Genomic DNA, 18,142 nt, shown 5'->3' with positions numbered 1-18,142 from the left:
GGATCACAATATTGCACCGGCAAACTGGCGCTGCCCCACCGAATTCGCGAAGGATGTGTCAGCCGATGACCGTAGTAGACGACCACTACGACCGCCTGCTCGCCGAGCACTACACATGGATGCTCGGCGGGGACCTCGAGAGGGTCGCAGATAACCAAGTCGAACTGCTCCGCAGCCTGGGGATGGCTGCGGGTCCCGGCGACACCGCGACCGCGGTCGATCTCGGCTGCGGGCCCGGTCCCCAGGCTCTGGCGCTGGCTCGTCTCGGCTACACATCGGTGACCGCGATCGATACCAGTGCCGCACTACTCGATGAACTGGCCGAGACTGCCGAGCGTCTCGGGTGCGAGTCGATTGTCCAGCCCATCCGCCGGGATCTCCGTGGTGCTCTGCCGGATCTGGCCACGGCCGGTTCGCTCGCGGCTGTGGTGTGCATGGGCGATACTTTGCCGCATTTGCCCACGCGCGCGGATGTGGTGGAACTGATCGCAGACGTTGCAGAGGCACTACGACCGGGCGGAAGCTTCGTTGTGACCTACCGCGACCAGACACTCGCACTGCCCGTTTCGGACCGCTTCATTCCTGTCCGAAGTACTGCCGATCAGATTCTTACCTGCTACCTCGACTACGTCGACGAGGACACAGTGCTGGTCCACGATTTGCTACACGTTCGGCGCGGCGACAACTGGTACCTCACGGCCGGCAGCTACCCCAAACTCCGGCTGTCGTACCGGTGGCTGAGCGAGCAATGCCAAGCGGTCGGCCTCGACGTCCACCACGAAGATAACGGCCCGTGCGGAATGAAGGTCCTACACGCCGTCAAACCCTAACGACACCAACAGGTTTCGAATCAAGGAGTCAGATTGTTCTCCGTACGCAACGGCGCCCGATATGGCGGCGGGTTTCAGGTCTCCGCACTGGCGGCCCGATTCGTTGCCATCATCGGCCCTGGGAATCCTCCGGCGGTGTGACGTGAATCCAGATCGCTCATCGCAAGGTTCACTTCGCTCGTTCGTGATGCCGAGTGTCGGGAGTTCGGGTGCCGGTCGGGCCGGAGTGTTTCCTCGTGCTGTTCAGCCGGCCTCGGCACCGCCCGAGATGCACCATTGGGGTGCCTCGGGTCCACGGGTGATCCTCGTGCACGGTGTCCAAGCTGCGGGGCCGAGCTGGTTCGCGCAGCGGCCGCTGGCCGATCGAATGCGGATCGAGGTCGTCGAACGTCCCGTTCGCCGTAGTGGCTCGCTGTTTCGTGGTGGCGATTATCTACGCGATGCCGATGATCTGGTCGGGTTGATCGGGACCGAACCGGTGCACCTGGTCGGTTCGGGCTATGGCGCGCTCGGATGCGTGGTCGCCGCGGCCGGGAGACCGCACCGAATCCAATCCCTGACCTTGATCGAACCGACCTGTATCGGTGTGCTGGCACATCCGGCGATCGTGACGCTGTGCCGACGCTGGCGGCACGAACGCCCCCAGGATCTGGCCCAATTCGCCGCCGGCCTCTGCAGATTGGCCGGAATACCGACCGCTACGGGGTTCACCGCCGAACATTGGGGCACGATCGAACGGCTGCGCGAGTACCGGCCACCGTGGGACACCCACCTGCCGCTGGAAACCATTGCCCAGTGGGGCATTCCGACCCAGGTGTACTCCGGCGGGCATTCACCGGTACTGACCGCGGTCGCCGCCACCGTGGCCGCCGACCTCGGTGGCGAGCATATCGAGCTGGTCGGCCGAGAACACGCCCTGCAGACGCTGGGTGATCTATTCAACGACCGCCTGCGACGCCACATCGAACACACACAACACACCTGAGGGCAGCGGTCCTACCGTCAGGTGGCGCCGTATGCCCAACCGCAAATCCCGAAATACATTCCTACCCTGGGGAATAGCAAGTCGGCGCGGTTACCGTGCATTTTTGACATACCGAAAGGGGCGTCATGAATCCGGCAGTGACACAGCTGATGGATCGCTGATTCCGTTGCGCTGCTACAGCCAGACCGGTGGCGATCAACCGTATTTCGGAACCACCGGCGTGACTCGCGCGCTCATTCACATCGACCCCGCGCGGACCGGCATCCACCTGGCGGGCGGGAGCCTGCGCCCGAGTCAAACTCCGAAATGAGCTGTGCCACGTGATACGTGACCCATCAATTGGCTGATCTTCCGTTTCTTCGATCGGCACTGCTACCACGGCGCACGAGTCTCGACGCTCGGTTAGTCGACCGCGATCCGGCCCGGCGACGATCGCCGAGTCGGTCTCGATGATCTCCCGCTCGACGTGGCGATGTCACACATCGGAATCGCGTCCCGTCACTCAGGCGATCAAGTAATCGCGACAGAGGAGAGTTATGGAGTTCACATCCCATTCTCTCCCCCAAGCTGCGTGAGTACGCTCAGCGTCGGTCCACCCGAGCAGCAACCCGACAGTGCTCTGTTCGAGGGCTGGCTGCGCGGCCCCGTTCACCGGTGAACCGATCCGATGGGAGGAGATGACGAATGCTGGTGGGAGTGGACTGGCGGGCGGTTCGCACGAGCCTGCCGCCGGGTGAAATGCTCAGATTCCGGGCCGACTTCGCGGAGCGAATCTGGACGACGCCAGATGCGGTGGCGTTCGCGGTGACATTCGGAATCCCATACTCGCGCGGGCTGTTTCGCATATCGGCCGAAGTGGCCGACCGCGATCCCACCAACCCCGATCTGGCCTTCATCGACGACATCGACTCAACGCCGACGCACACACCCGCAGGAGAACTTCAGCCACCGGGCCTGTTGTTCCACAGCCTGCTCTACGTCCGTCCCACGGACGGCACTATCTGGGTATCCGATCCGGACGCGGAGGTGGAATTCGAGTTGATCCACCGCGACCTGTCGTCGCTGGCATACCTGGTGTACAAGGTCGAGATCGAACGACCTGGCCCCGACGAAGACCCGACACCCTTCGACTGGGCCGAAATCGAGGAGATCATCCAGGAAGGAATGAACCGTTGGGACACAACACCTTTCGAGTCCGAGACGAGGTTCTGGACGACTTTTCTCGAATCCTATCCAATGATGTGAACCGCGGAGACTCGCCCCGATCCAGTACCTGATTGAATCCGCTCCTACACCGGGACCTTCGGATCATTCGTCGAGGACGATGACGTGCCGGGCCGAGCAGTACTTCTACCTCATCCGGTGGAAGCGGACAGCCAAACACTCTGACGCCTGTGGAGTTCGTCGCAGAACTGGCAGGCATGATTCTCTACGAATCGGGGAGATAGACGTGGTGACTGTTTCGCGTCGTCAGTCTCTCCGGCGGCGCGAATCTTCCACGGCCGCAAGGGCGAAATCTATCGCGCCTACCACGACGGCATCGAAGACCAACTCTCCTCCCTCGGACTCGTGCTGAACTGCGTCGTACTGTGGAATTCCCGCTAGATGGACCGCGCCTTGGACGCGCTGCGCACCCAGGACTACCCCGTCCGCGACGGGGACGCCGCCCGGCTCTCACCGTTCGTGCGCGAGCACATCGGCCTGGACGGGCGCTACGCCTTCCACCTGCCCGACTTCGGCGACGGTCACCGGCCGCTGCGCGATTCGGACGCCCGTGACGACTAAATCTCGTTGCCGCTCACTGCTTATCCCTGGCCACGAATGCAGGACAGTCAGGTGCTGCAGTTACCGCAGCATGTGAAGGCCAGCGAGGCGTGGTTCCTGCCCCGACATGGTGTGCTGCGTCGTGGCCTGCGATACCAGGAACGGTGCCGATGTAGTTCAGTGGCAGAACTCCTGCTTCCCAAGCAGTTTCAGACTGCCGATCGCCTCGGCGATGACGGTGATCTGGTCATCGAGGTCGAGAATCCGGTCCTGCTGCAGACGGCCGACATCGGCGAGGGTCGACACGATCAACAGCCCGTTCTGCTTAGCCGTAGAAGGGTGACGTCAGATCCATCCGCCAGCGGCGTCGAGGGTGGCGCCGGTGAGGTAGGAGGCGTCCTGTGAGAGTAGGAACGCCACCACTGCGGCTATCTCGTGGGGTTCGGCCCAGCGGCGCAGTGCGTTCTTCGACTCGAGCACCGCCGCGCGATCCAGACCGGCCAGGGCCGGATGAATGTAGCTGTCTGTTGCCTTGGCGGCCATGTCGGTGGCCGTTCCCCCCAGGGGCGACGGCGTTGATGGCGATGCCGCGTTCGGCCAGCTCGGGTGCCAGGTTGAGCGCCATCGCCGACACGGCGGCCTTGCTCGCCGCGTACAGGGTGTGGTGGTGGACGGCGATCCGGGCGCTGATCGAAGAGGTCAGGACGATCCGGCCGGCGCCGGTCATCGCTGCGACTGCGGCCTGTGTGGCGAAAAGCTGGCGCACGTCGTCGCATCAGGCCGACGGCCTGTTGTGGCAGCCGAACAATGCCGCTGTCATCGTCGAAGTCGAGCTCTCACCGAAATCACCTGCACGGTTGACGACCATTCTTCGGTCCCACGCCGAACGGCTCGAGGCAGCCACCGACCCGGCCGCGCATCTGCTGTATCTGACCACGCGCACCGTCGGCCAGCTCGTCGCGCGGGTGTGGCACAAGAATGGCCACGCCGCCGACCACCCGAACCGAATGCAAGTCATTCACGCAGTCGACGACACCACCCTCGGCATCCTGCCGAGATTCGCGCCCATCCCCATCCCCGCTGCATGATCATTGACGAAACCCGCACCGCCGCCGAACGAATCGAACGACCAGCCCCACCCGGATCCCCCACCGACATAGTTAGGCTCCGCGGCGGAACCAGCATCACAGTGCACGCGGCAATGCTATCGATTCTTGTGCTGGGCTGGTCCGGAGGCGCGGGAACAACAACTACCGCGCTCGGCCTGGCCGCCGCAATCGCCACTACGCCACCGACCGGTGCGGATGAATGCCTCTCCCCCGTCGTCGTCGATGCCAGCCCGTGCGGCGATATCAGACGCGGCTGCGACGCAGCCGGTCCCGCGAGCACCGTACAAACCTGGCTGACAATGCAACATCGTTCGTTCGCGTCGAAAGTCGTTGAGGTCTGCGGAGAATCGAGTGCTGAGACCGGTGTGCTGCCGCGGACCGCGGACCCGTTGCCGCTGCGCGAAAGTGTGGATGCGTTCGCGCAGCGTCATGGCGAGGGCGTCCGCCAGTCGGATTACGAGCGCGCGGCCCGGCTGCGAGCGGCCGCTCTCGATGAAGCTCAGGTGGCGTTGCGTCGTCCCGCCGCGTTCCGCCAGGTCCAGCTGGCTCCAGTTCCGGACCTTCCGGCTGTGCCGCAGCAGGTCGCCCAGCGTGGGGTCCATGTGATCAGATATACCGTTCTGTCAGTCGCGCAGCTATTCCCTCGCGGGAATTGTCGATCACGTCCGGTCCTCCCAGGATCGTGGTCATGAAGAGCTATCAGCTGACCGCGCCAGGCGCGGGTATCGATGGTGTAGTGCTGCGCGAACATGATGAACCGACGCCGGGTCCGGATCAGGTTGTAGTCAGAGTCGCGGCGAACTCGGTGGGCTACCGTGACCTGCAGGTTGTCGCGGGCGACTACCCGCTGCCGGTCCGGCCCGGAGTTGTCCTGGGCTGTGAGGGCACGGGCGAGGTCGTCGCGGTGGGTAGCCGGGTCAACCGGGTCGCTGTCGGCGACCGGGTGGCGGGGGCGGTGTTCCCCCGGTGGATCGACGGCCCGTTCAGCCGGGACAACGCGGCACAGCTGGGCACCATGCTCGATGGCATGCTCACCGAATACGCGGTGCTGGGCGAGGACGGCGTTGTCCCGATTCCCGAGCACCTGTCGTATCCGGAGGCGGCGGCGTTGCCGTTGTCCGCGGTGACCGCGTGGAACGCACTCACGGAGGGCCGGCCGCTGCACAGCGGTGAGACAGTGCTGACTCTCGGGTCCGGTGCGGTGTCGACCTTCGCACTACAGTTCGCCAAGCTGGCGGGTGCGCGGGTCGTGGTGACCACCTCGAGTGCGGAGAAGGCCGACAAGCTCACCGCACTGGGCGCGGACGCGGTGATCGACTATCGGCGAAACACGCAGTGGTGGCAGGAGGTTCGTGCGCTGACCGGTGATCGCGGCGCCGATCGGGTGGTCGACGCCACCGGTCCGCTCGGACAGTCGTTGCAGGCGGTCGCGGCGCGAGGAGAGATCGCCTTTGTCGGATACTGGGTCTCCGGCGCGGCGGGGGCGCAACCGATCGAGCCGGCGAGCCTGTTCAAGTCCGGCGCGATCGTGCGTTGTGTGGCCACCGGGAGTCGCGCCCATTTCCTCGCCCTCAACCGCGCGGTCGAGGCGCATCGCCTGCGTCCGGTGATCGATCGGGCGTTCGGGTTCGACGAGGTGCCCGAGGCGCTGCGATACTGCCGGTCGGGTCAGGGGTTCGGCAAGATCGTCATCACCCATGAATGACGTTCGCGTCGACGTGTCGGGTGACCAGGGCCCTGAGCAGCGGCGTGCCCTGATCACCGGGGCCAGCCGCGGGATCGGTGCGGCCATCGCCCGCAGGCTCGCGCCGACGTACAACCTCCACCTCGGCGGGCGCACCGCAGCGTCGGTGGCGCCGATAGTCCGGGAATTGCCCGACGCACAACCATGGCCGGTCGACCTCGCAGACCACCCGGCTCTGATGGCTGCCACCGTGGGGTTCGACCGGCTGGATGTTCTCATCCACAGCGCCGGTGTCGCCGCGAGCGGACGGGTGGACGAGTTGTCGGGGCAAGACTGGCGCGGCGTCATGGAGACCAACGTGATCGCCGTCGCGGAACTGACCAGGCTTCTGCTGCCGGGGTTGCGCGCGGCCGGCGGGCATGTCGTGCTGATCAATTCTATTGTCGGGCGGCGGGTCACACCCGGGTGGAGCGCCTACTCCGCCAGCAAATTTGCCGTGCGCGCCTTCGCCGACGCATTGCGGCAGGAGGAGCCGCTGCTGCGGGTGACCTCGGTCTATCCGGGGCGTGTCGACACCGAGATGCAACGCCGCATCGTCGCTGCCGAGGGCCAGCCGTACCGGCGCGAAGAACTGCTCGAACCGGATACCGTCGCCCGCCATGTGTACCAATTGGTCAGCACATCCACCGACGCCCACCCCACCGACCTGGTGCTGTGGCATCGTGGCGCGAGCCCGCACGAACAAGTCCGTGAACGCTAACGTGCCATAACCGCGGCTACTCCCCCGACGTCGTCTCCGTCGGGCGTGCTACTCAAATGGGGAACCCATCGACAGCACGCGAGGATGTACATCGTGCACGAGAGTGACCACACCGAGGTCGGTGTCGGGAGGCTGAGCAGATATTTCGTCGGGTGCGGGGCGACCTGGTGGGCTTTGATGCCGTCCGGCAGCGCTACCAAACCTCGAAGCCCGTGGCAACGCGGCACCAACGAGAACACCAATCGCCCCTTGTCGAGGACAAGCTCGCCCACTGTTGCTCGACGAGGGTGGCGCGCAGCTGGGGACCGATGCTGGATCGGCCGAGCGGCGCCGCGGCGCTGCCGAAGGTTCTTCACGGAGAGTGAAATCGAGGAGGCGTGGGTTGGTGTTGTCGGCCGTGCGGGACCTGCGCGAGTTCCGTGCTCCGGCGACCGAGGATGAGATCGCTGATTTCGAGACCGATGTGCTGTCGGGGTTCGTGTTGGCTCGGGCATCGGCAGGGCTGGTCGACTCGACCATCCGCAACGACGTGAATCACCTTGAGCTGATGCGGGATTGGTTCGGGCGGCCGTTGTGGGAGATGCAGCCCGAGGACGCCGACACCTATTTCGGCAAGGTGCTGCGGGAGGCGAAGCCCGCGACGCGCACCGGCCGCGCGGCCGCGTTGACGGTGTTCTTCCACTTTCTGGAGCTGCGCCACAAGGTCGAGCTGCATAACCTCACCGGCCGGGTTGTCGAATGCCCGCTTGATGAGATCAACCGGCCCCAGGCCGCGGTGGATCCGCAGTTGCGGATCCCGCCGACGGTCGAGGAGATCGATGTGCTGTTCGCTGGGTGGCGTGAGGAGCTGGCGACCTGCCGCAAGTTCGCCCCGACCGCCCGCAACTACGCGGTGGCGCGGCTGACCGCCGACGTGGGGCTGCGCATCAACGAGGCCCGCATGCTCGATCTGGACGACGTGCGCTGGGAGTTGGGGAGGTTCGGGAAACTGAATGTCCGTCACGGCAAAGGATCTCGCCGCAAGGGGCCGAAACCCCGGCTGGTGCCGCTGATCAACGGTGCTGACCGGAGTCTGCGCTGGTTCATCGAAGATGTGCTCGGCCAATTCGACATCGACGCGGCCGGTCACGGGGTGCCGCTGTTCCCATCCGAACGCAACAACGCCGATGGCAGCGCCGGGCGGGCGACCGCGGATGTGTTCCGTCGAGCTCTGGCCGACGCGGTCGATCGGCATCTGCCGGCGTGGTCGGGGAAGCTGACACCGCATGTGCTGCGGCATTTCTGCGCTTCCCAGCTCTATCTGGCCGGGATGAATCTGTTCGCTGTTCAGGAATTGCTCGGTCACGCCTGGACCGGGACAACGGCCCGGTATATCCACGTCCATGCCACCCATGTCGAAGACGCCTGGGTGACCGGACAGCGTCGGGTCGCCGACCGATGGAAAGGACTCGCCCAATGAAATGGAATCTGCGCTTGGCCGCAGCGAATCGGGGCATCTGGAAGGCCAGCGAGTTCCAGCGGATGCTCGCCGACCGCGGCCTGGTCATCAGCACCGGCAAGATGTCGGGCTTGTGGTCGGGCAGCCCCAACGTGGTCAAACTCGAAGAGCTCGACGTCTTCTGCGCCGTCCTCGGCTGCCGGGTCGATGAGCTGCTGATCCTCGAACCGGAAACCGTCGCCGCGCCCCGACCGGCCACCGAGGATACCTCCATGGCGGTCGGGCAAGCCCGACCGGTCGTGCCGCGCGGACGTGGGGGCAGGTCGCTGCCACCGAGGTGACCTGCCAATACTGCGCCACCCCACTGCCGGACAAACGGTGACGGAACATGATCTATTGCAGCAGAGCATGTTCCGCGTTGGCGTCGCTCTACCGGCGCAAACTCGGTCAGTCCGTCCCACCACGATGGCAACATCCGGCGTTGAGTTCGGAGAACCCCGTCCTGCGATCGGCTGCCCACCATGCCCACGAGCTCGGCCAGGCTCGCGGCTGGAGCCCCTCGACCACCAGATGCGTGCTCGATGGACTGACAACGGTGCTGCAGGACCGGCCCGCCGGAGAGCCCGTTCCGCTCAGCGAGGTCCGGACCCGACCGCATCGGCACGTGTCACGGCCACGATTGACCGAAGTGCTCGCCGATCTGGGGCTGCTCCAAGACGATTCCGCCACCGCGATCAGATCCTGGATCGACCACATCACCCGCGATCTCGCCCCCGGATTCGCCGGTCCAGCACGGCACTGGCTCACCGTTCTACTCGATGGCGACAACCGCGCCCAGGCTCGCTCACCGGGCAGTCTCTACGTCTACTTCAGTTGCGCCCGACCATTTCTCGAACAATGGGCAATCCGCCACGACCACCTGCGCGAGGTCACCCGCTCCGACATCACCGCAGCACTCGAGCCGCTGCGCGGTTCGCAACGGTCCAACGCCATCAAGGCCCTGCGGTCGCTGTTCCGGTTCGCCAACAAACGCGGCCTGGTCTTCGCCAACCCAACCACCGGGCTCAAAGTCCGCGACACCGAATCAGACCTGCTGCCAATGACTTTCGACGAGATACGCGCCGTCGAAGAACTGGTCACCGACCCGGCATGGCGGGTCATCGTCGCCTTGGCCGCGGAGAATGCCGCGCGCACCGGAGCCATCCGCCATCTCGCACTCGACGATGTCGACCTCGCCAACCGACGCATCACTCTCGCCGGGCGGCGTCAGCGTCTCGGCGACATCGGCCACCGAGCCATCCGACGCTGGCTCGACCACCGCCACGCCACCTGGCCGCACACCCCCAACCCGCACCTGCTCATCAGCCCGAAGACCGCACTCGGCACCACCCCCATCAGCCAGATATTCGTGAACCTGCGCATGCAGCAGGTCGGCTGCACCGTCCAGCGGATACGACAAGACCGCATCCTGCACGAAGCACTCACCGCCGGGCCCGGACCCCCTGCACCTGTCACTGGTCTTCGGCATCTCCCACCACGCCGCGACCCGCTACGCGGCCGCCGCCGAGCATCTCCTCAGCGATGAACTCGAACAGCCACCCGAGGAATGATCACCCGCGCGAAAGTGCATGGATCCCTGACGAACTCGCCGCCGATCCGGGGCTGACGGCGCGAACTCACGTGAGGTACCAGTGAAACTCCGTCAGTCCGGCTGAACCCACGGCGGACGCGTCGGTAAGAAACGTGTCACCTGGTACATGAAGCCTGCGTGAATCGGGATTGCGAACCTGTTGGTGCGGTGTAGCTTTCGCGCGTGATGAGGGAGCCGGACGAGGACGAGCTGATCGACCGGTGGACGTTATGCTGCCCGCAAGCAATCAGGCAAGGAGATCCGATGGCGCCGGCAGCAGCTCGATGGACCACAGGGCAGGCCCTCGACCGAATCCTCCAACTCGGACTGGCGACCTCCGACCAGGTCGCCGAGGTGACCGAAGAGTACCGACTCGGTGACGAACTGGACCTGGCGTTGCTCGACTCGTGCGAGTCGCTGCCCCACGCATTGGTGAGCCTGATGGAGCAACTCGGAGTCGGATTCGGTGTAGGTACCGACGACGGCGTGACCCCGGGCGCGGAGGCCGATGCCTACCAGGCAGTGCTGCAGGACGCCGCACAGTGCACCGGCGGCCTGCTGACCATCACCGATGTCGAACTCGGTCCTGACGACGAGTTCGACATGTGCCTTCTGTTCCAGTGCAATAACGAGCCTCAACGGTGGCCAATCGAACTGCGTGGCAAGTATTTCGACCTGATGGCGTTCGTTGAGGGAATTGACGATCTGGACGTGCCGCCGCATGTGTGGGACAGCATCGACACCGATGAGAGCGACGGCTGCGATCCGTACGACCTCGAACTGAGAAACTTCTATTTCTTCGGCGAGCCCGGCGCGCTTCGCCTGCTCACTACAGACTTCGGCGTCAAACTCCTCCGGCATGGGGATTGAACCCAGCGGTCGGCCGAAACTGCCTCTCGCCGCGCGGAAAACGATCCACCCCGCTACCACGACCCCGCCGACGACGCGACGGTTTGGTGCAGTGAGTGTCCTGCATAGGTGTGGGCTCGTGCTGTCGCGTCCAGGGATCTACCGAGGCTGGTGGGGGCTGGTTAACGTCGAGCCGGGCCAACGATCGCGCTGCCTCGAGCCCTGCGGATAGGTGCCGTAGGGCTCGTGGAGGTGTTCCGAGCGCGGTCGTTGGTCGCCAATCCTGCGCAAGGAGGCCGGCATTGACGGAAGCGAGGGAGGCACCCAGCAGTAGGCATTTGTGCCGCATGGGATTTCACCTCCAACTGCTGCCCGGATCGACTGGGTTCCCGCGGCCACGGAAATCCCGAGGTTGGGGCCATCACATCCGGTCCGACGCATAGCCCCGCCGCCCATCGAGGACGACGCACTCAGGATGACCGCGCCGGCCTCGCGGCGACAGGGGCGGCAACGACCTCGGACAACATCGGAACAATGTTGGACAGCCGAGCTCGGACCTGTGGTTCTTCGGGGTTGTCCGGGTTGTCGAATGGACAATGGACAAAGCGAATGTCCAGCACACGCGGCGGACACAATCACCGTCAATTTCCGCTACCCGCACATACGTGGGGCGGGCGACGATGGCAACGTCACGGCGGGCGATGTACTGGGCGGCCACCCGGAAGAACCCCGCTACCGGTCCGACAAGGAAGTGGGTGTCCTTTCATGGGGTCCCCGAGGGTCTATCCCAGTAGCGAGACGAACTGCCTGCCCACGTGGTGGTGGTTCGCCAGGCTACGTGTTCGTATTCACGCTCTTCGCCGTGTTCGTCGGGTTCCTCGTCCTGCATGGAGTGAATCCGCTTGTCGCGGTGGGTGTTCCGGCCACGCTCAGCGGCACCGCGCTCGGCGTGCTGCATTTCCTGCGCGGCGGCCGCGGCTCTGCGCCGACGGTGCCGGCGCAGAGCCTGCCCGCTGCGGGTTCGTGAGGGCAATGCGATGGGCAGGAACGAGAAGCCGATCACCGACACCGGACCGATCGGCAAGTTCGCCACCGCGCTTCGCAAGCTCAGGGGCGACGCGGGCCTGACGTATCGCGAGATGGAGGCCATGGTCTTCGTCCGGCGTTCCACTCTGGCGCAGGCCGCCAATGGCCGCGACTTCCCGACCTGGGAGGTCACGGCCGCCTACATCACCGCCTGCGGCGTCGACGAGGACTCGAAAGTCCAGCAATGGCGCGGGTTCTGGGATGAGACGCAGTTGGCGAGCACCCGGCTGTTGTGCAAGGTCGGCGAGGCCGTGATGACGGTGGGCGGCACCGCCACCGTGGCCGGGCCAGCCGGGCGCGGCAAGCTGCGGCCGGTCACGCCCGACCTCGCCGAACCCGGACAGTGGCATCCCCGCCCGGACACGGTGCAGACCTTCGATGATCTGCGCCTCGAACTGAACCGGCTCAAGCTCGCGATCGGCAACCCGGGGCTGCGCCCTCTGTGCAGGGGGATGGCTGTCGGTGGCCACGACTGTTACTCGGTGACGGCGCTGAGCGATGTGTTCAACGGCAATCGGGTCCCGAACAACCTCACGCTGTATCGGCGACTCGTCCACGTCATGCTCGCCGAGGCCACCAAGATCTACCGCGACCACGGCGGCGACCTGCCGTGGCGCTCGGCCCAGTCCTGGACCGACGCGTGGGTGCTCGCCGAGTACAACCGGTCCCGGCCCGACCTCAGGGTCCGCCGGCGGTTCGGCGATATCTACCTGGTCGTCGAGGACCAGGACGAAGGCCCGGCCGCCGCCATCTTCGAGGCGATGGACACCGACAAGGCCGCCGCGCTGCTGTCGAGCTTGGCACCGCAGATCGCTCAGGAGATCATCATCGGTCTGTCGCCGAAGAAGACCCACGCCGTGGTGACGTCGATCCAGAGGATGCACCGGCGCGCCGCTCCCCAAGCGCCCACCGCCCAATCCGATGCCGGTGAGCAGGGCACCGATGGCGCGATGCTCACCGTCGTATCGGAGGGCGCCTGATCGCATTCGGGCCTGGCGGTCTCCCAACTGTCAGACCGGAGATGTCGGGGCTGGGCACAGCCGTTGGATGTTCGGAAAACGATCAGTTGGCGGACCGACTCACCGTGGTTGGTGATCTGCGATCGCGTCGTAGCAACGGCGGCACTGGGTCAGCGGTCCTATCGTTTCGCCGTCAGCTTCGACTCGGATCAGCAGGCCCGGCTCGGCCGCGGCAAGGCAGGTCGACGCCCCGTCACCAGGGTGGTAGAACGCGCACACGCATCGGCAGCCACCCGGGCGGTGCTGCTCCCAGGAGACCATCGCCCACGGACGGACGGTCAGTATCGGCGGCGGCAGGTCGGCCATAATGTCGCGGCTCCTGACCGTCAGCGGGTGAGCCGGGACCACCGTTCGTGTGCGGATTGGCGGGTCATGCCCGCGGCCTTGCCGATCGCGTCCCAGGACGCGCCCTGCGCACGTGCCGCCAGCACGGCTTCGGTGAGGCGGGTCTGCGCCTCGGCCACCTCGTTCGCGGCCAGCTCCACCGGATAGGTGCCCAGGGTGGGTGCGATGTGCTCCTCCCAGGCGTCCAGGATCAGGTCCTCGATCTCCTCGGGCAGCCTGGCCTTGTCCGAGTAGATCCGGAGTTCGTCGAGATTCTGCGCCGCCGGGGTCTGTGCCCGCTTCCACAGCGGGCCCTGCCAGTGGGTGCTGCCGCGGGTGGTCATGCCGGAACAGTCCGAACAGGTCGCGCGCCAGCCGATCACCTCGGCCTCGGGGCGGTGCTGCCAGTCGGCGTAGTCGAGCTGCTTGCCGTCCGGCCCTTTGGTCGCGATCGCCGTGCCGGCGGAGTACGAGCCGCCAGACATGCCATCGGCGAAGACGAACGCGACATAGCCCTCGTGGCGCCCGTCCTCGGTCTGCCGCCCCATGACCCCTCCCAGGTGATGTAAGGACTTCCTGACATCATATCATAGCGTCAGGCTTTCCTGACAGGATTCAGGGGAGGTCTGCCTGTTCGGAAAACGATCAGCGGGTGATCTTTGACCAGCGTTCGTGAGCGGACTGGCGAGTGGTGATGTTCGCGGCCTGGGCGATTGCTTCCCAGGAGGCGCCGACGGCACGGGCTTGGGTCACGGCCTCGACGCGCCGCTGCTCGGCGTCCCTGAGGGTTGGCTGACTGTCGGTTGGCCGGCGGCAGTCGTGTCGGACACCGTGATCACTGCGGCGGTAGTTGGTCGGTGAACACGACGAGGCCGTACCTATTGAACAGGTCCTGGTGTGCTGCGTCGTCGCGGGAGTCACCAGCGCCGATCGAAAGGAAGTACCCCTCGACCTTGCCCGGGGTGTTGGTGATGATCACCTCGCTCGAATCGGCGAGGGTCCTGAAGGTGTGCGGTACGAAGCGCGGGCCGAACGCGTATGCGCCGGCTTCGACGTCGATCGTCTCGCAGGTGTCGATGGTGCGGCCGCCGAACCAGAACCGCACGGCACCGGAGAGCACGATCCAGGCTTCGTCCTCGCGAGTGTGCACATGCAACGGGGGCGCCGCCTCCGGATGCACGTGGACACGCATCGCGGTGTGCGCTCCCCGGGTCTCGCCGTCGCCGACCACCTGCTCGTTGGTCTCGGTGTAGTAGTCGCTGAGCGCGCCGGTGCCGCGATCGCGCGCGATCACCGATCCCAGCTCTCGCCATCTGCGCTCGGCCAGACCCCGTGCCGCGTCGAGTGCGTACTGGTCGACGTCGGAGCCTGCGCTGCTTTCCCGTACCGCCTCGGTCGCCCCGCCGTTTTCGGTGAGGTTCCACGCGACGTGGGCCCCTGCGGCGCGGTCGCTGATCGCGAACTCCCGTCCAGGGTGCGACGCGGTCACTTCCCAATGTGAGGTGGTCACTGTGTCGCTGCTGCCGACGAGTACGTACTGGGTGACGAGATCGCCGGTCTCCGCGGGCCTGCCGGTCAGCACGCGCCCCTGCCGGGTGTGTTCGACGCCGATGCACGCCGGGTTCATTTCGACCCAGTTGGTGGGGGTCGAGATCACGTGGTGGAAGAACTCTGGAGATGCCTCGATACGCAACGCTGTCGTTCCCTTCCTATTGCTCTCATATTGGGAGTACTCTCGATACGAGAGTAGGCGTTACTCTGTGGAAGGACTGCGGGTGTGATGGATGACATGCGGCCGGGACGCCGGGTGCAAGCACGTGAGGTGCTCGAGCGGGCGAGTACGGTGCGGGCAGCCTTCCAGACGATCGCCGAGACGTGGTCGCTGTTGATCCTGCTCGCCCTGCAGGACGGCACCCTGCGCTACAACGAGCTCAAACGCGCGGTGGGCGGCGTCAGCGAACGCAGGCTGTCGCAGACGCTCAAACTGCTCGAGCGCGACGGGGTGGTGGACCGCAACCTCGTGCGCGCCGTTCCCTCCCACGTCGAGTACAGCCTGACCCCGATCGGCGAAGAAGTCGTCGACTCCCTCGCCGCGCTGCTGTCCACCATCCTGAAGCACTCGCCCGACGTGGTACTCGCGCGGCAGCGCTACGACGCGCAACACTCGCAATCCCAACAGGGCTCGGCCCAGGAAAGATGAGATGGTCTGGAGCGACGTCAGGAGCGCGATAGCAGAGTTACGTCGGACCGGATGGGCCGAGAGCTGCGGGCGCCGGCTAACACCCCCACATCCTGTTCGAGAAACGATAGGTTCTCGGCTTTTGATGCGGTAGGCACGCCGAAGCCGTATCAGGACTGAGGTGGGGGTGTCGCTATGTGCCGATCGAGCCGGTTCTGGTCATGTGGGTGTGGGTGGCTCGCCGGCGGGATGCATGACGGCGTGCCACCACGATTCGAGCCGACTCGGCTCCGGCCAGCGCACCACTGGCACATCGTCATCGGAACCGCTGGTGATGGCAGGTGGCGTCGTATGCCGCTTGCCCGGCCGGTGAGCGTGTCTGTCACCGCGTGGTTCGCGTGGGGTTGCTGTCATGGCGCACCTCCGAATCCCTGCCCGACGCCCGGTCTCGCCGGGCGGGCTGGATTCGCAACTCGCGGCGGCGGTGTACGCCGAGGTCGACCGCGCGCGAGGAATGCCACGAAGGCCCAATGGACGATGCCGAGGGGTCTGTGTCACAACGGAAGGGGGCCGACGTGCGCCAGCGTAGGCATTCAAGGTCAACGGAAGGCTACGTTCGAGCCGATCGATGATCACCCGATGACGGGAAGCTGGGCGGCCCGGACGCTGTGGGATGGGCGTCCGGGCCTGGGTCCGGGCGATGGCCGCTAGCGCCGCGGCCTGCCCGGGAGGCCGACCGACACCTGATTCGAACCGCGCATTATGCGCATAGCGGATGTTCGACCAGATCGTCCGCGCGGTTCGAACCTGATGTCAGCTCACGAGTTTCTTGTACGCGGCGGCGTCGAGCAGGTTGTCGGCCAGGACCCCGCCGTTCAGTTTGATCCGGAACAACCACACCCCATAGGGATCGCTGTTGACTTCTTCCGGGGCGTCCACAGCGTCGGAGTTGATCTCGACAACCTCGCCACTGGCCGGCGTGTAGATCTCGGTGGCTGTGACGACCGATTCCACCATGCCGACGGCGTCACCTGCTGCGACCCGCTTGCCAACCGCAGGCAAATCGAGGAGCACGAAATGGCCGAGCACATGTTGTGCATGATCGGTGATTCCGACAGTCAGACGGCCATCGGACTCGGTCCGGACCCACTCGTGATCGTCGGTGTATTTGAGGTCGGCCGGTATCGAGGACATCGCGAACTCCCATCGGCAGTTGGTTACTAAGTCCCTGCGGGTTCTGGCCCCCGGTGAAGAAGGGGTAGCGCCGGATGACGGAGCATGGGCGGCAAACGAAGTGCTTCGGAAGCGATTGTCCGAACCGGCAGGGGCCGAGACCGTCCCCCCGGTCGAGGGTCGATTCGACCGCGATCCCCTCGGTGTCTGGGTTTTACCGAGGGGATCCGGTGGTCGACCTGGGTCAGCCGATGAGGTCGGACCAGGCGCGTTTGCGGAACACGGTCTGCGAGCCGAACGGGTCGTCGCCGGTCCCGTGTCGGATCGCTACCAGGTAGGCCCGGCGTGCTTCTGGGGTTTGCATCCTGATGCTGCCGGTGTTGTCCTCGTCGGAGATCCAGGCGTCGCCCTTGCCGCCGATGTCCATCCACAGGCCGAACCGAATGCCGTCGTCGTAGGCGTGGCAGGTGCGAACTCCGTGCATCGGCCACGCACTGCTGTTGTTGTCCGGGTTGACCACCGCGATGTAGTAGTCCTGCCCTTTTCGCTGCGAGGGCCGCATCCAGGAACCCGTACCCCGCCTCCACTCCATCGGGATCGCCGGGTGAGAAGGCGGCCCGCTGTTGGAGCTGAGATCGGAGGCCTTGAGCGGCTGCCCGCTCTTCGTCGCGAAGCGGATCTGGAGGATGTCGTTCTTGCTGACCTCGACCTTCGGGCTGAAGTCGCGGTTGTCCCACAACCCGACCGGGTAGAAGTCCGAGCCGCCGCGCATGCACCAGTACAGGAGAAACGGCTGGAATCCCAGCAGTTCGGACTTGACGTTGTTGGGTCCGCGGAAGTGGATGTAGCCGGTGTACGCGGAGAGTTCCGGCTGCGGTACCTCCGGTTCCTCGTAGCCGGGGTTCTCCACGTCCTGCGGTGCGACTCCCGCGCCACCGCTAGCGCCCATCGCGGTCTGCTGTTTCGGCTTCACTGAACCCACCCTTCCGAGTTGTCGTTGCGCACCTGGCGGACACCGGGCGCGCTGAACGTTCTCCCGCGCCGGTCCCCTCGGGCGACCGACACAGATGGTTCATGCCTTGGCCGAGCGAAATCGATTCGACGACCACCCAAGGGTGTCTCCCCCGGGTGGACAAGGGGTCTCGCCCCAGCGTCCCGGTGGGCATGTGGGGCGCGGCCCTCGTATCGGCTCAGGCGTCGGGGTTGTGTGCTGGGCCGACATCTCAGCGCACACCAACAGGTCGGCCTTCTCAACCGGTCGGTGCCCGATCGTGGCCGACCGATGATGAGGTCGTTACGGACACCGAGATGG

22 protein-coding genes and 1 pseudogene are annotated in these 18,142 nt (G+C 65.5%); 14 read left to right on the top strand and 9 right to left on the bottom strand.

Annotated elements, in window-relative coordinates; all coding sequences use genetic code 11:
• Positions 1–65 precede the first annotated feature (65 nt).
• From ABZ909_RS26915 to ABZ909_RS26895, 5 genes are all read left to right on the top strand, one after another.
• The gene (locus tag ABZ909_RS26915; protein ID WP_357004524.1) at positions 66–830 is read left to right on the top strand and encodes a class I SAM-dependent methyltransferase; all 765 of its coding nucleotides are present in this window, start codon (positions 66–68) and stop codon (positions 828–830) included.
• A 307-nt stretch (positions 831–1,137) separates the two neighbouring features.
• Positions 1,138–1,815 (top strand): hypothetical protein, encoded by a 678-nt coding sequence (locus ABZ909_RS26910; RefSeq protein WP_357004522.1) that lies wholly within the window; start codon positions 1,138–1,140, stop codon positions 1,813–1,815.
• A 684-nt stretch (positions 1,816–2,499) separates the two neighbouring features.
• The gene (locus ABZ909_RS26905; protein ID WP_357004519.1) at positions 2,500–3,060 is read left to right on the top strand and encodes an SUKH-4 family immunity protein; all 561 of its coding nucleotides are present in this window, start codon (positions 2,500–2,502) and stop codon (positions 3,058–3,060) included.
• A gap of 246 nt (positions 3,061–3,306) precedes the next feature.
• Complete coding sequence (locus ABZ909_RS26900; protein WP_357004775.1) at positions 3,307–3,420, top strand: Tn3 family transposase; 114 nt, start codon at positions 3,307–3,309, stop codon at positions 3,418–3,420.
• Positions 3,421–3,600 carry a hypothetical protein gene (locus ABZ909_RS26895; RefSeq protein WP_357004516.1) on the top strand — a complete coding sequence of 60 codons (180 nt, stop codon included), beginning with the start codon at positions 3,421–3,423 and terminating at the stop codon, positions 3,598–3,600.
• A gap of 156 nt (positions 3,601–3,756) precedes the next feature.
• On the opposite strand, the gene ABZ909_RS26890 is transcribed toward ABZ909_RS26895, so the two are convergent.
• The 4 genes and pseudogenes from ABZ909_RS26890 to ABZ909_RS26875 form a co-directional block, all read right to left on the bottom strand.
• A complete protein-coding gene (locus tag ABZ909_RS26890; RefSeq protein ID WP_357004514.1) occupies positions 3,757–3,891 on the bottom strand; it encodes a hypothetical protein in 135 nt (44 codons plus the stop codon).
• Positions 3,892–3,924: 33 nt separating this feature from the next.
• Positions 3,925–4,122 carry an SDR family oxidoreductase gene (locus tag ABZ909_RS26885; RefSeq protein ID WP_357004512.1) on the bottom strand — a complete coding sequence of 66 codons (198 nt, stop codon included), beginning with the start codon at positions 4,120–4,122 and terminating at the stop codon, positions 3,925–3,927.
• 73 nt (positions 4,123–4,195) lie between these two features.
• Positions 4,196–4,306, bottom strand: a pseudogene (locus ABZ909_RS26880) (SDR family NAD(P)-dependent oxidoreductase); the annotation flags it as partial.
• Between the two features lie 477 nt (positions 4,307–4,783).
• Positions 4,784–5,290 (bottom strand): helix-turn-helix transcriptional regulator, encoded by a 507-nt coding sequence (locus tag ABZ909_RS26875; RefSeq protein WP_357004509.1) that lies wholly within the window; start codon positions 5,288–5,290, stop codon positions 4,784–4,786.
• An 86-nt stretch (positions 5,291–5,376) separates the two neighbouring features.
• On the opposite strand from ABZ909_RS26875, the gene ABZ909_RS26870 reads away from it, so the two are divergent.
• The 8 genes from ABZ909_RS26870 (at position 5,377) to ABZ909_RS26835 (ending at position 13,115) form a co-directional block, all read left to right on the top strand.
• Entirely contained in the window at positions 5,377–6,393 is a 1,017-nt protein-coding gene (locus tag ABZ909_RS26870) for an NAD(P)-dependent alcohol dehydrogenase (RefSeq protein ID WP_357004506.1), read from the top strand.
• Positions 6,386–7,132: an SDR family oxidoreductase gene (locus ABZ909_RS26865; RefSeq protein ID WP_357004503.1), complete on the top strand. Its 747-nt coding sequence runs from the start codon at positions 6,386–6,388 to the stop codon at positions 7,130–7,132. Before ABZ909_RS26870 ends, ABZ909_RS26865 begins: the two co-directional genes overlap by 8 nt.
• Positions 7,133–7,514: 382 nt before the next feature.
• On the top strand, positions 7,515–8,591 hold the full coding sequence (locus ABZ909_RS26860) for a site-specific integrase (RefSeq protein ID WP_357004501.1): 1,077 nt from the start codon (positions 7,515–7,517) through the stop codon (positions 8,589–8,591).
• A complete protein-coding gene (locus ABZ909_RS26855) occupies positions 8,588–8,911 on the top strand; it encodes a helix-turn-helix transcriptional regulator (protein WP_357004498.1) in 324 nt (107 codons plus the stop codon). Before ABZ909_RS26860 ends, ABZ909_RS26855 begins: the two co-directional genes overlap by 4 nt.
• A gap of 140 nt (positions 8,912–9,051) precedes the next feature.
• Positions 9,052–10,155: an integrase gene (locus ABZ909_RS26850; RefSeq protein WP_357004495.1), complete on the top strand. Its 1,104-nt coding sequence runs from the start codon at positions 9,052–9,054 to the stop codon at positions 10,153–10,155.
• Between the two features lie 309 nt (positions 10,156–10,464).
• On the top strand, positions 10,465–11,070 hold the full coding sequence (locus tag ABZ909_RS26845; RefSeq protein WP_357004492.1) for a hypothetical protein: 606 nt from the start codon (positions 10,465–10,467) through the stop codon (positions 11,068–11,070).
• 817 nt (positions 11,071–11,887) lie between these two features.
• Positions 11,888–12,076, top strand: coding sequence for a hypothetical protein (locus tag ABZ909_RS26840; RefSeq protein ID WP_357004490.1), 189 nt, complete (start codon positions 11,888–11,890; stop codon positions 12,074–12,076).
• A gap of 10 nt (positions 12,077–12,086) precedes the next feature.
• A complete protein-coding gene (locus ABZ909_RS26835; RefSeq protein WP_357004488.1) occupies positions 12,087–13,115 on the top strand; it encodes a helix-turn-helix domain-containing protein in 1,029 nt (342 codons plus the stop codon).
• Positions 13,116–13,214: 99 nt separating this feature from the next.
• On the opposite strand, the gene ABZ909_RS26830 is transcribed toward ABZ909_RS26835, so the two are convergent.
• From ABZ909_RS26830 to ABZ909_RS26820, 3 genes are all read right to left on the bottom strand, one after another.
• Complete coding sequence (locus tag ABZ909_RS26830) at positions 13,215–13,415, bottom strand: DUF6372 family protein (protein WP_357004772.1); 201 nt, start codon at positions 13,413–13,415, stop codon at positions 13,215–13,217.
• 65 nt (positions 13,416–13,480) lie between these two features.
• Positions 13,481–14,026 carry a hypothetical protein gene (locus tag ABZ909_RS26825; protein ID WP_357004485.1) on the bottom strand — a complete coding sequence of 182 codons (546 nt, stop codon included), beginning with the start codon at positions 14,024–14,026 and terminating at the stop codon, positions 13,481–13,483.
• Between the two features lie 287 nt (positions 14,027–14,313).
• Positions 14,314–15,171: a cupin domain-containing protein gene (locus tag ABZ909_RS26820; protein ID WP_357004482.1), complete on the bottom strand. Its 858-nt coding sequence runs from the start codon at positions 15,169–15,171 to the stop codon at positions 14,314–14,316.
• An 87-nt stretch (positions 15,172–15,258) separates the two neighbouring features.
• Here ABZ909_RS26820 and ABZ909_RS26815 point away from each other — a divergent pair, with 87 nt between their 5' ends.
• Positions 15,259–15,678 carry a helix-turn-helix domain-containing protein gene (locus tag ABZ909_RS26815; protein WP_357004770.1) on the top strand — a complete coding sequence of 140 codons (420 nt, stop codon included), beginning with the start codon at positions 15,259–15,261 and terminating at the stop codon, positions 15,676–15,678.
• Between the two features lie 792 nt (positions 15,679–16,470).
• Here the strand turns inward: ABZ909_RS26815 and gcvH are convergent.
• Positions 16,471–16,851 (bottom strand): glycine cleavage system protein GcvH, encoded by a 381-nt coding sequence (gene gcvH / locus ABZ909_RS26810; RefSeq protein ID WP_357004479.1) that lies wholly within the window; start codon positions 16,849–16,851, stop codon positions 16,471–16,473.
• A 223-nt stretch (positions 16,852–17,074) separates the two neighbouring features.
• The gene (locus ABZ909_RS26805) at positions 17,075–17,803 is read right to left on the bottom strand and encodes a hypothetical protein (protein ID WP_357004477.1); all 729 of its coding nucleotides are present in this window, start codon (positions 17,801–17,803) and stop codon (positions 17,075–17,077) included.
• Positions 17,804–18,142 lie beyond the last annotated feature (339 nt).

The organism is Nocardia sp. NPDC046763, assembly GCF_040645495.1.
Taxonomy (GTDB): Bacteria; Actinomycetota; Actinomycetes; order Mycobacteriales; family Mycobacteriaceae; genus Nocardia.
Note: the sequence above shows the minus strand (reverse complement) of the source record. Positions and strands in the feature narration are given on the sequence as shown.

Coding starts and splice junctions, on each gene's coding strand:
- ABZ909_RS26915 (WP_357004524.1), top strand. CDS start 66: ATGACCGTAGTAGACGACCACTACGACCGCCTGCTCGCCGAGCACTAC.
- ABZ909_RS26885 (WP_357004512.1), bottom strand. CDS start 4,122: ATGGCCGCCAAGGCAACAGACAGCTACATTCATCCGGCCCTGGCCGGT.
- ABZ909_RS26825 (WP_357004485.1), bottom strand. CDS start 14,026: ATGGGGCGGCAGACCGAGGACGGGCGCCACGAGGGCTATGTCGCGTTC.
- ABZ909_RS26865 (WP_357004503.1), top strand. CDS start 6,386: ATGAATGACGTTCGCGTCGACGTGTCGGGTGACCAGGGCCCTGAGCAG.
- ABZ909_RS26895 (WP_357004516.1), top strand. CDS start 3,421: ATGGACCGCGCCTTGGACGCGCTGCGCACCCAGGACTACCCCGTCCGC.
- ABZ909_RS26830 (WP_357004772.1), bottom strand. CDS start 13,415: ATGGTCTCCTGGGAGCAGCACCGCCCGGGTGGCTGCCGATGCGTGTGC.
- ABZ909_RS26835 (WP_357004488.1), top strand. CDS start 12,087: ATGGGCAGGAACGAGAAGCCGATCACCGACACCGGACCGATCGGCAAG.
- ABZ909_RS26870 (WP_357004506.1), top strand. CDS start 5,377: ATGAAGAGCTATCAGCTGACCGCGCCAGGCGCGGGTATCGATGGTGTA.
- ABZ909_RS26845 (WP_357004492.1), top strand. CDS start 10,465: ATGGCGCCGGCAGCAGCTCGATGGACCACAGGGCAGGCCCTCGACCGA.
- ABZ909_RS26815 (WP_357004770.1), top strand. CDS start 15,259: ATGGATGACATGCGGCCGGGACGCCGGGTGCAAGCACGTGAGGTGCTC.
- gcvH (WP_357004479.1), bottom strand. CDS start 16,851: ATGTCCTCGATACCGGCCGACCTCAAATACACCGACGATCACGAGTGG.
- ABZ909_RS26905 (WP_357004519.1), top strand. CDS start 2,500: ATGCTGGTGGGAGTGGACTGGCGGGCGGTTCGCACGAGCCTGCCGCCG.
- ABZ909_RS26875 (WP_357004509.1), bottom strand. CDS start 5,290: ATGGACCCCACGCTGGGCGACCTGCTGCGGCACAGCCGGAAGGTCCGG.
- ABZ909_RS26855 (WP_357004498.1), top strand. CDS start 8,588: ATGAAATGGAATCTGCGCTTGGCCGCAGCGAATCGGGGCATCTGGAAG.